This window comes from Aquimarina spongiae, assembly GCF_900141785.1.
In the GTDB taxonomy this organism is placed as follows: Bacteria; Bacteroidota; Bacteroidia; order Flavobacteriales; family Flavobacteriaceae; genus Aquimarina; species Aquimarina spongiae.
This window is the reverse complement of sequence record NZ_FQYP01000006.1, coordinates 330,710-343,524: the sequence shown is the minus strand read 5'-3', so window position 1 is coordinate 343,524 and position 12,815 is coordinate 330,710. Positions and strand designations below refer to the sequence as shown.

The 12,815-nt window shown below is 37.4% G+C and carries 11 protein-coding genes; 5 read left to right on the top strand and 6 right to left on the bottom strand.

The features are described 5' to 3' along the window. Positions 1 to 29: 29 nt before the first annotated feature. Entirely contained in the window at positions 30 to 488 is a 459-nt protein-coding gene (locus BUE24_RS15315; RefSeq protein WP_073317375.1) for a GyrI-like domain-containing protein, read from the top strand. A 55-nt stretch (positions 489 to 543) separates the two neighbouring features. Here BUE24_RS15315 and BUE24_RS15310 read toward each other — a convergent pair whose 3' ends face one another. After that, positions 544 to 4,128: an RICIN domain-containing protein gene (locus tag BUE24_RS15310; protein ID WP_084549579.1), complete on the bottom strand. Its 3,585-nt coding sequence runs from the start codon at positions 4,126 to 4,128 to the stop codon at positions 544 to 546. 334 nt (positions 4,129 to 4,462) lie between these two features. Here BUE24_RS15310 and BUE24_RS15305 point away from each other — a divergent pair, with 334 nt between their 5' ends. After that, positions 4,463 to 5,284, top strand: coding sequence for a class I SAM-dependent methyltransferase (locus BUE24_RS15305; protein WP_073317367.1), 822 nt, complete (start codon positions 4,463 to 4,465; stop codon positions 5,282 to 5,284). On the opposite strand, the gene BUE24_RS15300 is transcribed toward BUE24_RS15305, so the two are convergent. Genes BUE24_RS15300 through BUE24_RS15285 form a run of 4 tightly spaced genes read right to left on the bottom strand, consistent with a single transcriptional unit; the run spans position 5,281 to position 9,260 of the window. Then, positions 5,281 to 5,499, bottom strand: a complete 219-nt coding sequence (locus BUE24_RS15300) for a hypothetical protein (protein ID WP_244548162.1) — start codon at positions 5,497 to 5,499, stop codon at positions 5,281 to 5,283. The two genes, BUE24_RS15305 and BUE24_RS15300, sit on opposite strands and share 4 nt — an antisense overlap. Continuing rightward, on the bottom strand, positions 5,496 to 6,890 hold the full coding sequence (locus BUE24_RS15295) for a radical SAM protein (RefSeq protein ID WP_073317363.1): 1,395 nt from the start codon (positions 6,888 to 6,890) through the stop codon (positions 5,496 to 5,498). Before BUE24_RS15295 ends, BUE24_RS15300 begins: the two co-directional genes overlap by 4 nt. Next, the gene (locus tag BUE24_RS15290) at positions 6,862 to 7,623 is read right to left on the bottom strand and encodes a prolipoprotein diacylglyceryl transferase (RefSeq protein WP_073317360.1); all 762 of its coding nucleotides are present in this window, start codon (positions 7,621 to 7,623) and stop codon (positions 6,862 to 6,864) included. The genes BUE24_RS15295 and BUE24_RS15290 overlap by 29 nt, the downstream gene beginning before the upstream one ends. 38 nt (positions 7,624 to 7,661) lie before the next feature. Next, entirely contained in the window at positions 7,662 to 9,260 is a 1,599-nt protein-coding gene (locus BUE24_RS15285) for a SulP family inorganic anion transporter (protein WP_073317357.1), read from the bottom strand. Positions 9,261 to 9,409: 149 nt separating this feature from the next. Here BUE24_RS15285 and BUE24_RS15280 point away from each other — a divergent pair, with 149 nt between their 5' ends. Next, complete coding sequence (locus BUE24_RS15280) at positions 9,410 to 11,155, top strand: M14 family metallopeptidase (RefSeq protein WP_073317353.1); 1,746 nt, start codon at positions 9,410 to 9,412, stop codon at positions 11,153 to 11,155. Here the strand turns inward: BUE24_RS15280 and BUE24_RS15275 are convergent. Continuing rightward, positions 11,147 to 11,755, bottom strand: coding sequence for an NUDIX hydrolase (locus BUE24_RS15275; RefSeq protein WP_073317350.1), 609 nt, complete (start codon positions 11,753 to 11,755; stop codon positions 11,147 to 11,149). The genes BUE24_RS15280 and BUE24_RS15275 overlap by 9 nt on opposite strands. A gap of 8 nt (positions 11,756 to 11,763) precedes the next feature. Here BUE24_RS15275 and pyrE point away from each other — a divergent pair, with 8 nt between their 5' ends. Both pyrE and BUE24_RS15265 read left to right on the top strand, forming a co-directional pair. Continuing rightward, on the top strand, positions 11,764 to 12,405 hold the full coding sequence (gene pyrE, locus BUE24_RS15270; protein WP_073317347.1) for an orotate phosphoribosyltransferase: 642 nt from the start codon (positions 11,764 to 11,766) through the stop codon (positions 12,403 to 12,405). Between the two features lie 14 nt (positions 12,406 to 12,419). Then, positions 12,420 to 12,812 (top strand): SRPBCC family protein, encoded by a 393-nt coding sequence (locus BUE24_RS15265; RefSeq protein WP_073317344.1) that lies wholly within the window; start codon positions 12,420 to 12,422, stop codon positions 12,810 to 12,812. Positions 12,813 to 12,815: the final 3 nt, after the last annotated feature.

The following is a 12,815-nucleotide window of genomic DNA, read 5'->3' as shown; positions in this document are numbered from 1 at the left end:
TGAAGTATTCATCTTAAAACAACAAAATTATGACAACTACATCATTTAACGAATTTCATGTTATCGGACTATCTGTAAGAACTCGAAACGAAGATCAACATATCACTCAGGATATTCAGAATCTTTGGAAAAAATTCATAGATCAAGGAACGGTACATACTATCCCAAACCGAATTGAAGATACTATGTATGGAATCTATACAGATTACGAAAATGGTCCTGCAGGGTATTATACGGCAATCGTAGGATACAAAGTAAGTACTCTAGATAACATTCCTGAAGGTTTGGTAGGTACCACAATCAAAGACGGAAACTACTCAAAATTTATAGCAAAAGGAGACGTAACGAAAGATGCCATTCCTAATACCTGGGCTAACATTTGGAAATCAGATTTAGACAGAAAGTACACTACAGATTTTGAAGTCTATGATAATAGAGCCATGGATCCCACCAATGCCGAAGTTGATATTTTTGTGGCTGTAGAATAAAAAAGGAGCCTTTTTAAGGCTCCTTTTCTTATTTAAACATATTATTTAATTCTTATTACTCTTTCATGAACTTTATAGGCGATAAATTGCCTACAGAAATAAAGTAAATCCCATTCATGAGTTGCGAGACATCGATTTGAGTATTTTGATCCTTTTGATTCAAATTCTGGGACAAAATCAGTTTCCCAGTGATGTCTAGTATTTTCACTGAAGTATTTTCTTTGATATTATGCAAATTCAATACTTCCTTAACTGGGTTAGGAGAAACGATAAACCCCTCTGCATCAATATCTGCTACTTCTCTGGTAACATTGTTTTTGCTCGAGGTATTAGCTGCTATGATCTTCCATTTCTGATTTGTATTTGTAGTACTATACCCCCAGATTTGTACGTAAGCATTCGATTTTCCGGCCGCTCTATCCAATCCACGCCCTAAGCAATGCTTCGGCTTAATACCATAAATTCCATTTCCATTTTGAACAACTTTCCATTGTTTATGCGCATCTACAGCATTGGTCCAAGTTGCCACATTAGAACCATCATTACATGCTCCGTAAGGAACTTCCAAATATCTTCCGGTTCCTTTGTTTTGAATTGTATACACATCATCAGACAAGTGAGTAAACTCCCATTTTTGATCATCAAAATTACCAGGGTTGACCATCCTGGCACTGTGATTCTCTAAAGTCCTTGATAATAATCTTTGATCATTTACTGGCGAAGCAATCAAATATGCACCATCAGGAATGATTTGCGTATTCAAGGCATTAATAGCAACTCCAGTAACCTGATCTCTATCCAACCAATCTCTCCAGGTGGTATTGAGTGGTCTGATATGCGTTTTGTATACATAACCGCTTCCTGGATTAGGTAAACTAGGAAGAGTAACGGTAACTGATTGAATTCCTTTTCCTGCACTTACAGTTACATTCTCTTGTGCAATCCAATTAGTTGCCGACCAAAACTCTACGATAATCTCTCTATTGGTTGAGGCTTCGTAATCAATATCAAAGGTATATGAGCTAGCTTGAGTAATTGCTAGAGGTGCATTTTTAAAACTCACCTTATCGCCATATGGTTGTTGTACAGTGACATTATTCACTTGATCTCTATTCAATGCATTTTGCCAAGAGCTATTTAGTGGGCGGATGTGTGCTTTGTAAACATATCCTGTTCCAGGTTGTGGTGCATTTGGTAGCGTTACTGTTATGGATTTAGTTCCTGAACCTGCAGCGACTATTTCATTCTGTTGAGCTATCCAGCTGGTAGAAGACCAAAATTCCACAACAAGTTCTCTATCGGCAGAAGCTTCATAATCTAAACTAAAAGTGTACGAAGTTGCCGGAGCAATGGTAGTAGGAGCATTTACAAATGCTATAGTATCTACACTTGGTAACGGATTTCCCACAGTAATGGTAATGGTGGCTTGGTTACTATCACCATCATTATCATAGGCTACGGCTTTTAACTCGTAAGTTCCTGTGGTAAGATTTTGAAGTAATGGATCATTTTGATTGGCCTGCCCCCACTGATATGGTGCCAAATTTTCTCTTCTTACCAATGTATTATTAATAAAAAGTTCTACATACGCTACAGATCCATCAGCATCTGTGGCATTAGCCTCTACTGCTACCGAGCTACCAGGATTCAATTGTCCTCCATTTGCTGGTGTAGCAAAAGATATAGCGGGTGCAGTATTGGCATCGGAACAGTTCTCTCCTGGCAACCCATAGCATCCTTGCCCTGTAGGTCCAAGTGCTGGGTTCCAATCGATACCAGGCACCCAATTTTCTCCTCCATATTCGTAGGCTCCTGCATCTGGAGCTGATCCTACATATCCATTGGTGATTCCAGATATTTGTCTACCTGCATTAACCGCAGGAGAGCCAGCTGTTAAATTGAACTTGTTTCCGTTGTAGTTCAAAAATCCGGATTTTGTGATGACATTATTTTGCTTATCTGCATCTCTTTCAAAAGTACCTTCGTCTTCTTGGGTAGAAGGATCATCCACCGTTTCAACATCCGCTATATTATTCCATACTTTAACATTAGAAAATGCTGTCCCTTCTTTATGCCAAGCTCCCATGGCACCTCCCTCGGTTTTTACAAGGGTATTGTTAAAGATGTCGATGTCTTTACCGTTCCAGTTGATTTGAACTCCTGTCCACTCTACATTCCAAACGACGTTATGGTGTACCGAAAATGCTTCAGCATCATTATCCAGATAGATTCCTGCGGCTTTTCTTTTGGAGCCTCTCGAAGCAGAATCGTGAAACCAATTGTGATGAATCTCCGTATTTTGTGGCCCTCCTACGGTATAGAAAGTAGCACAATCGTCTGCTATCAAATTACTTTTATAAACATCGTTATATGCAATTTCGCAGCGATTACCATTAAAGTTGATACCATCTCTACCTCCATTAAAAATCGTATTCCCGGTAATTTTATTATCGGTCCCTCCTCTTGCTACCAAAGGTGCATCATAAGAACCTAAATAATTAAAGTCATGAATATAGTTGTTGGTTAGTTTATTGAACTTACCTCCCAAGCGTACTCCGGTGGCAGCACTAAATGCGATTTCACATTTTTCAACAATATTATTGGTTCCATTGACTTCAACACTTGGTTTACCAGCGTTAAATCCTCTAAATACTCCTTGGGTATGGTTTCCATAAAATGAAGAAACACCGTATAATTTATTATTGTTTGAGTTTGTTTTTAGTAATATGGAACCACCAAAAACAGCTAAGTTTTTAATTTCTATATAACTTCTTCCGTTTAAGTCGATAGCAATCTCTCTTCTTCTCATTTGCACTTTACCGTCTACTGGTGCTGTTCCACCTGGCATTTGTACAAATAGTTCTTTTGTATTGCTATTAAACCACCATTCGTTTTGATAATCTAATGCTCCTTTTACCCCTTCTAGGTAAAAATCTCCTTTGTCGGCTGGGGCATGGAACGTTCTTATCCAGTTTGGGTTTTTATCCAAAGTGAAGTTTACTCTTCCAGAGGTACTACTATTTATAAATGCTTTCCAGGCGATCCATCCCGATCCTGGTTTATCCCCATAAAAGAATACTGATCCGCCTTTCCAGTTAATGTTTGGGATTTTGGACGAAGTAAGATAAGCTCCGTTAACTACGTTAGAACCACTACCACCATCATTACGTAGCGAATTTAATGTAAATGGTTTCCCGTCTACATTATTCGGCCAACGGGCCAGATCCATGGCGGTACTTCCATTCATTACAAAATTTTCCTGACCCAGATCCCAGTTCACTTTTACTTTGTAAATCACACCTGATTCCTTTTGCCAACCACTTAGCGCTTGCATAGCAGAGATGATTACTTTTTCACCATCTTTTGCAACGTAAGTAATAGGCCTACCAGCTACACCAGATCTTGCTGGTCGAATCACTTCTTCGTAGGTACCTTCTCCAATAATAATGACATCACCAGCTTGTGCTACCGCCGATGCTTTTGAGATGGTTTTGTAAGGTTGTGATGCTGTTCCGGGGTTAGCATCGTTTCCGGTTTTTGAAACATGAATGTCTTTTGCACTTAATGAAGAGGTAATGACCATCATCAGCAGTACTGTTTTTTTCAATAAGGTTTTAAGAATACTGTTTTTTTTCATCATTGAGTTAGTTTAGTTTGATTGGGTTTAACAATTATATAATCGAATAATTACAAATTAATAACACCTTGTACCAATTGCGTGTTTTTAATCTATATTTCTAATAATGAGATAATTATATAATTTCAAAAGCAGCAAAATGACGATTTATAGACAATGAAAATGAGATAAAATAGAATTCGCAGTTTTTGAGGTAGAATTCGTTCATTCTCCTTGAGTATTTGATAAAATTTGGTCAACCAAAAATAAAAAAAGGATTTTTCTACCAAGTGTTAAACTTTTTAAAAGAGATCAAATTCTTTGCTCAATATTTTAGAAATTAACAAAAAACACAACCATGCAAATCCACGAAACCGCTTTTGTAGTATCTACCTATCGCTCTTTTCATGAAGACATCAGTAAAGATGTCTATGCCAAGTTATGGAACAACGCTGCCACAGATGCTTTGATCCCTGAAATATTGGATAGTGTTTCTGAACACGAAGCTATATTACATAGCTTAAGAAACCGCTTCTTTTATGACAAAATGCAATCCTTTTTTGACACCGAAAATGGAGGTACTTTGATTAACTTCGGTTCTGGATTTAGTATGTATCAATTTTCGTTACCCGAGAGTGTCAAAACAATAGAGATTGATAAGGAAGATATTATTCAATACAAAAAAGAAAAAATTGACAACTGGACAACCCAAGGGAAATTACCTAAAAGAGAAATTGAATATTTGGCTGTAGATTTCAATCAGCGTTCCACTCAAGAAATTGTAGAAGCTATCAGGCCTCTGGTCAAAAAAACACCCACTTTTATATTAATTGAAGGCGTATTTTTTTTCTTAGACAGGACAACTACAGATAAATTATTTCAAGTTTTTAACTCGCTGCAAGAACCACAGGACGAAGTAGGTTGTGTTACCTACTTACCTGAAGTAGAAAACACTTCGGTGTACAAACGCTTACTCCATTATTTTGATAGTCATAACGATGCCAACGATCCGTTTTCGCACCAAACTATACCGTATTCCTATTTTCAAGATCTTGAAGAGTATACCATTTTTGAAACTACTGATGAGTTTGAACTCTCAAAAAAATATGCTTCTAATAGTCGTATAAACCATGCTACAGAAGTTCTTAATGAGACCTTATTTCTTTTAAAGAGAACTTAAAATCCTGCCAGTAGCGCTCCACAAATCCCAAGCCCTACTACAAGATAGATCCCAGCCAGAATGAAAAATACTTTACCGGCTTTTTTGTGTTTCGATCTAAACAAAAAAAGACCTATCAAAGCGAGAAATATCGGAGGGCTAAAAAGAATAAAAAGGATTAGGTAAATCAACCCGTCCAGGTTCCCCGGTTCTAGTATGGTTAGGTTATACATCATATCACTTCTTTTCTTAGTTGTTCTAAACGTTCTTTTTTATCATCCCTGTAAAACAGATTCATCGTTTCAAAAGGGATGATTTTATAATCTTTATCTACGATATGCACACATGATTTTTTAATGGCTCTTACATCAAAATTATAAGCATCAATAAATTGCATAATAATCACTCTGAAAAGGTTATCATACCCCAAATTAGGTGCATCGATTTCTGGCAGGCAACACATTATCGATTTCAAATTTTCTGAAGCTGTTTCTACCGAATTACCCGTGCTAAACAACTCCAAGACTTTACCATGTAGCTCTTGATCTTGTTCATAAACGATCGTATTTTTTCCATTATCTAACAAATCTGCCGGATTGATATATCTAGTTAGCGGCAGTATTCCGTCCTCATTTTTTAACGCATACCCCATCACCAAAGCATCTGGGTTACAGGGTACGGGAATCAGATCATCAGATTCAAAAATAGGAAACTGTTCCAGAATTTTTCTCCTTACTTCGGTAAGTGTTATTCGGTTCAATTGGGTATCAAAGTCTTCTAACCGTCCAGCGATTTGCGTTGGTTGAAAGGTAACTCCTCTAATACATTTTTGTTGAGTGGCGAATGACAGAATATCTCCTATTTCGTCGTCATTTAGTCCCTTTTCTAGAGTGACCACCAATGTCGTTGATAAATTTTCTGCATTTAAATTGGCAATTGCTTGTTTTCGAACTTTGGTTAAGTCCTCTCCTCTTAGTTTTTGTAATACTTCTGCCTGTAAAGAATCAAACTGTAGGTATATCTCAAAATCTGGCATATAGCTAGCCAATTTCTTGGTAAAGTTGGCGTCCTTGGCAATCCGAATGCCATTGGTATTGAGCATCAAGTGGCGAATTGGCAATTGCTTCGCATAATCCAAAATTTCAAAAAATTGTGGATGCACTGTCGGTTCTCCCCCACTTATCTGTACCACATCAGGTTCTTTTTCGTTGGCAACGATCGTATCCAACATTTTTTTAATTTCTTCCAGTGTACGATGACGTCCATAATGTGGAGAAGAAGAAGCGTAACATGTCGGGCAAGTAAGATTACATCGATCTGTTACTTCTATAATTGTTAAACATGAATGTTGCTCATGATCGGGACATAACCCACAATCATAGGGACAGCCATAATCGGTTTTGGTATTAAATTTATAAGGAAACTCTGAAGGTTTATTATAATTTCTAATGTTCTTATAGTATTCTACATCGTCTGCGATAAGCACCTTTGATCTTCCATGTTCTCTACAATTCTTGAGCATATACACCTTATCGTTTTCAAAAACAATTTTGGCATCAACTCTCTTAAGGCATTCTGGGCAAAGGCTTAGTGTGTAATCATAATAGGTGTATGATCTTGTTGGCATAAAACAATTTGTGTTTGATAGTTTTGTGATAATAAACAAAGCATAAGATACACAAATACTGAATACTACTTAGTCCCAAGATCAAAAAGATATTAGGTTTTAAAAATTCTACAAGGAACCTAAACAAGAAATAGCAAATCATAAAATACTTGAAAACCAATCCTTTTTCTAAGGTTTGTTTATTTTTAGCATAAGACAATGCTATCCATAAAAGGAGTAGAAAAACCACTTCGTAGAGTGCAATTGGGTGTCTAGCAAGTCCATCTCCCAAATCCATCCCTGTAAAAAAAGCAGTTTCTTTCCCGTAGGTAAATTCTTTGATCCCTGCCAGAAAGCACCCCACTCTACCTATAATAATTCCTAAAATAATAGGAAATGTAAACAGGTCCCCCGAAGATTCTTTTTCTCCAATGATCTTTTTTGCTAACTCTACTCCCAAGAGTCCTCCAAAAAGTCCTCCCATGATGGTTTTGGCACTGAGTATGGCAATCAAATGTTCTAAGTCAAAAGAGAAAATAGGGTGTTCTAAAAATCCAACAATCCTGGAACCAAAAAAAGCTCCGAAAACGGCGCCGATAATGATAGACAATCGATTGGTTGAGGAGATAGGATCTAAGCTTCTTTTGCGTAGGTTTAGGTAATATCGAAAACCAACAAAAAAAGCGGCATATTCCAAAATTAAATGGACATTCACTTTTACACCAAAAACTACAGGTTCAAAAGGAATGTCCATCTATTTGTATACTTCGTTTAAAATCGAAATATACGTTTTTATTTCATTACTTTGGCCATCACGTGATAGCGAGGATCATCTACATTATGTTCAATTACGCTAGCCAATCGTGGCGATGCTTTAATCATTAATGCCTGGCATTCTTCACTCAGGTGCTTTACTTTCACCTTTTTTCCTGCTTCTTCATATTTTCCTACCAATGCCCAGATAGCTTCTAATGCTGAATGATCACTTACCCGAGACTCCATAAAATCAATTTCCACCTGGTCGGGATCATTATTTACATCAAACTTGTTGTTAAAAGCCTGTATACTTCCGAAGAAAAGAGGTCCCCAAATTTCATACACTTTGGTACCATCTTCTCGAACATGCTTTCTTGCTCGAATTCGTTTTGCACTCTCCCAAGAAAAAGCCAACGCAGACATAATCACTCCTGCTATAACCGCCACCGCCAAATCAAAGAATACGGTTAGCGATGAAACAGCTATCAATACTATGGCATCGGTAAGAGGAATCTTATTCAAAATTCTGAAACTAGACCATGCAAACGTACCGATCACTACCATAAACATTACTCCAACTAAGGCTGCAATAGGCACCTGCTCAATAAGTCCTGAAGCAAATAAGATAAACATCAAAAGCGTAATTGCAGCAACAATACCGGATAGTCGGGTGCGTCCTCCTCCTTTTATATTGATAATCGATTGCCCAATCATTGCACAACCACCCATACCTCCAAACAGACCTGTTACGATATTTGCACCTCCCTGAGCCAAACATTCTCGGTTCGAATTTCCTCTGGTTTCGGTAAGTTCATCGATTAAGTTTAAGGTCATTAATGATTCTATCAAACCAATAGCAGCAAGTATTACTGCATATGGACCAATAAATTTTAATGTTTCCCAAGTCATTGGTACTTTATTGAATATATCAAATTGAAATTGTGGGAGTCCGCCTTTTAGTCCTTCTCCCCCACCATCTCTAATAAAACTACCAACAGTAGCCACGTCAAGGTTTCCTAAAATAACAATTGCAGAAACGACAATAATCCCAATAAGTGCTTCCGGCAACTTAGCAGTAGCTTTTATTTTTGGTAGTCCCCACATGATTCCCATAGTTAGCAAGACCAAGCCTAACATCAAAAACAAATCACCTCCTTGCATCCATACTTTATCCCCATCAACAAACTCCTTGAACATCGCCAATTGAGAAAGAAAAATTACAATAGCTAAACCATTTACAAATCCCATCATTACAGGATGCGGTATCAAGCGTACAAATTTACCTAGCTTCAAAACACCAGCAAGCATTTGTATAATCCCCATCAAAATCACCGTAGCAAACAGATAATATAGCCCTAGTTCTTCTCCTTCTGCTCCCATGGCATTTCCTTCTGCTACCAGATGCACCATTACAACGGCTAATGCTCCTGTCGCACCAGAAATCATTCCCGGTCTACCCCCAAAGACTGAGGTGATCAAACCGATCATAAATGCTGCGTACAAACCTACCAAAGGATCTACACCAGCCACAAAGGCAAAAGCAACAGCCTCTGGCACCAATGCCAGTGCAACTGTTAATCCGGATAGGATATCATTTTTGGCGTTCGCCACTCTCTTTCTTACAAACTCTGTCATAGCTATGGTATTTGAGGGTGCAAAAATACGCTTATTTTGTAGGTAAACAAGCAAAATCGAAGCGTATCTGTAAGTAACAAAGGACTATAACGTTTTAGAAATCATGAATTTCGAAAACTTAGTATATTTGGCTTTCATATTCATCAATCATGCGCAAAATTTTACTCGCTTTCGGCTTACTATATATTATTTCATGTTCTACTTCAGAAAACAAAACAGAAGAACAACCTGATTTTATAACACTTTTTGAAAAAAGTAATGGTACCGAAACTCCAACATATCAAGACGTTATCCGTTATTATGAAGATCTTGCTAAAACATATGTAGAAATTGCTATTCAGGAAATTGGTACAACAGACAGTGGTTTCCCATTGCATTTAGTAACTCTTAATCCAGATAAAACCTTTGATTTTGAAAATATCAGATCTTCAAAAAGAGTTTTGTTAATCAATAATGGGATTCATCCTGGAGAGAGCGACGGTATAGATGCTACGATGATGCTTTTTAGAGATCTTGTACAAGGCAAAGTAAAGATGCCTAAAAACACAGTTTTGACAACCATTCCTGTATATAACATAGGTGGAGCTTTACAACGTAACTCTGGTAGTAGAACCAATCAAAATGGTCCAAAAGAATACGGTTTCAGAGGAAATGCAAGGAATTTTGATTTGAATCGCGATTTTATCAAAAGTGATACTAAAAACGCCAATGCCTTTTCACAAATCTTTCATTTGGTACAACCTGATGTTTTTATCGACAATCATGTAAGCAACGGAGCAGATTATCAGTACACTTTGACCCATCTCTTTACGCAACATAACAAACTTGGGAAAGAGCTCGGTGAATATTTACATACCCAAATGCAGCCTCAATTGGAAAAATCGTTGGCTCAAAAAGAGTGGGATATTACCCCATATGTAAACGTATGGGGAACTACCCCTGATAAGGGATGGCAGCAGTTTATGGACTCTCCGCGGTACTCTACGGGATATACAACACTATGGAATACCCTAGGGATGATGGTAGAAACACATATGCTTAAACCCTACAAAAAAAGAGTTGAGGGGACTTATGAATTAATGAGATCCATGATTGATATCACCGAAAAAGACGGAGCAACTATACGCTCATTAAGAGAACAAGCATTCTCTAACTGGCCAACTCAAAAAAATTATCCTGTAAACTGGGCGATTGATACTACCAGGAGCACCAAATTTGATTTTAAAGGATATGAAGGGAAATTTATCGACAGTGATCTTACGGGAGTAAAAAGATTGAAATACGACCAAAATCAACCCTACACCAAAGAGGTTACCTATCAAGATTTCTTTATTCCTAAAACTGAGGTTGTCGTTCCTAAAGCCTATGTAATACCTCAAGGATGGTGGAATGTAATCAATCGTTTGAAACAAAATAAAATTGAATTTACGTTCTTATCCAAGGATTCTTCTATTACGGTTGAAACCTATCATATCAAGGATTACAAATCCCGAAAAACACCTTATGAAGGGCACTATTTACATTTTGAAACCTCGGTGACTACAAGTGAAGAGACTATTCATTTTAGACAAGGGGATATTATCGTTCCTGTAGCTCAAAAAGGATTTAGATATCTATTGGAAACTCTGGAACCAGAGGCTACTGATTCCTTTTTTAACTGGAACTATTTCGACACCATACTACAGCAAAAAGAAGGATTTTCGCCTTATGTTTGGGAGGACAAAGCCAAAGAATTGTTGATGAATACTCCTGCCTTGAAAGAAAAGTTTGAAGAAAAGAAAAAAGATACTGCTTTTGCCAATAACTGGTACGCACAATTGGATTGGTTGCACAAACAATCGAGCAATTACGAAACTTCACACCTTAGGTATCCAGTATATCGAATTTTACGGTAAATAATCATGAGAAAAAAGCTTTTTGATGTTGGCGTAAGAATTAGTTAGCGCCTTCATTGCTTTTTTCTTGTTTTTCCATTTTACTTTGGTGATGCCCTCGCTTGTTTGAGGTACCAGTTCTCCTTCGTATTCGGTTTTCATTTCAAACCAGTAGGTGACTTTGAGTCGAAACTCTCCGTTTCGCTTAAATATGTGATAGGTTTTGTATAAAAACTTTGTGATCTCAAGTCCAGAAACCCCAGTTTCCTCTTCTACCTCTCGTATGGCCGCCGTTTCAATATGTTCTTTTTTCTCGATCTTTCCTTTGGGTAAATCCCATTTTCCATTACGACGTATAAAGAGAATTTCCATCTCTTTATTATAGACTTTTCCTCCTCCTGCAACCACCACCGGAAGTTTTTCGTACAAATGATCCATGAGCTTGTCCTCACTCTTGTGATAAAAATGATATTTGGCTTCCTTTCCTTCTCCTTCTTGTTTTAGGATATCTCTAATGATCGGAGGAAAATCTACATCTTTAATCGAGATTGTTTTATACCCCTCTATTGTCTTTTTTGTAGAAAGAATAATAGGCGTATTATTCACAAAAACTTTATACATTTGCAACTATGATTTTTGACAAAAATACAGCAAAAAAAACTGCTGAGTTATTACTGCAAATTAACGCAATTAAATTACAACCACAAGAACCTTTTACTTGGGCATCGGGATGGAAATCTCCTATCTACTGTGACAATAGAGTTACCTTGTCGTATCCGGAAATACGAAATTTCCTTAAGGAAAACTTAGCTCACTTTATCAAAGAGACCTATGGAAACCCTGATGTGATCGCTGGTGTTGCTACCGGAGCAATCGGTATCGGAATGCTAGTGGCACAGCACCTTGACTTGCCATTCATTTACGTACGACCAGAAGCCAAAAAACATGGTCGTAAAAATCAAATCGAAGGAATTGTTCCTGAAGGCAAAAAGGTCGTAGTTGTAGAGGATTTGATCAGCACTGGGAAAAGTAGCCTAAATGCAGTCAAAGCGCTTAATGAAGTGAATGCTGAAGTGCTGGGAATGGTTGCTATTTTTAACTACGGTTTCCAAATAGCAGATGACAACTTCAAAAATGCGGCATTATCCTTGCACACACTCAGTAATTATGAAAATCTCCTGGAACAAGCTTTGGACACAAACTATATCAATCAGGAGCAATTAAAAACCCTCCAAGGCTGGAGAACGAATCCAGCTGAATGGAATATTTAACAAATTAATAATTTATGAACTTAGAAAGCCCTACGGTAACCGTAAATAAAACCGCAGAAGAGGTATTTGAATTTTTAACAAAGGTGGAAAACTTTGAGCAGTTGATGCCAGAGAGCAAGCAAAAGTTTGAAAAACTGAGTGATTCCAGATTTCTTTTTCAATTAAAAGGTATGCCGGAATTGGTTTTGGAACAAAAATCAAGCGAAAGCCCGGTTAAAGTAGTATTGGGTGCCGCTAGCGACAAATTACCATTTACTTTGACTGCAGATATCGTAGACACCGGAGACGGAAAAAGTACTACACAGTTGGTTTTTGAAGGTCAGTTTAACGCTATGATGGCCATGATGATCAAAAACCCAATTCAAAACTTTATCAATACACTTACCGAGAATATCGGAAAGCTTTAATAA

Excerpts from the sequence above, each read along its gene's own strand:
- BUE24_RS15295 (WP_073317363.1), bottom strand. The coding sequence starts at position 6,890 with ATGCCAACAAGATCATACACCTATTATGATTACACACTAAGCCTTTGC.
- BUE24_RS15265 (WP_073317344.1), top strand. The coding sequence starts at position 12,420 with ATGAACTTAGAAAGCCCTACGGTAACCGTAAATAAAACCGCAGAAGAG.
- BUE24_RS15285 (WP_073317357.1), bottom strand. The coding sequence starts at position 9,260 with ATGACAGAGTTTGTAAGAAAGAGAGTGGCGAACGCCAAAAATGATATC.
- BUE24_RS15310 (WP_084549579.1), bottom strand. The coding sequence starts at position 4,128 with ATGATGAAAAAAAACAGTATTCTTAAAACCTTATTGAAAAAAACAGTA.
- BUE24_RS15305 (WP_073317367.1), top strand. The coding sequence starts at position 4,463 with ATGCAAATCCACGAAACCGCTTTTGTAGTATCTACCTATCGCTCTTTT.
- pyrE (WP_073317347.1), top strand. The coding sequence starts at position 11,764 with ATGATTTTTGACAAAAATACAGCAAAAAAAACTGCTGAGTTATTACTG.
- BUE24_RS15300 (WP_244548162.1), bottom strand. The coding sequence starts at position 5,499 with ATGATGTATAACCTAACCATACTAGAACCGGGGAACCTGGACGGGTTG.
- BUE24_RS15280 (WP_073317353.1), top strand. The coding sequence starts at position 9,410 with ATGCGCAAAATTTTACTCGCTTTCGGCTTACTATATATTATTTCATGT.
- BUE24_RS15315 (WP_073317375.1), top strand. The coding sequence starts at position 30 with ATGACAACTACATCATTTAACGAATTTCATGTTATCGGACTATCTGTA.
- BUE24_RS15290 (WP_073317360.1), bottom strand. The coding sequence starts at position 7,623 with ATGGACATTCCTTTTGAACCTGTAGTTTTTGGTGTAAAAGTGAATGTC.
- BUE24_RS15275 (WP_073317350.1), bottom strand. The coding sequence starts at position 11,755 with ATGTATAAAGTTTTTGTGAATAATACGCCTATTATTCTTTCTACAAAA.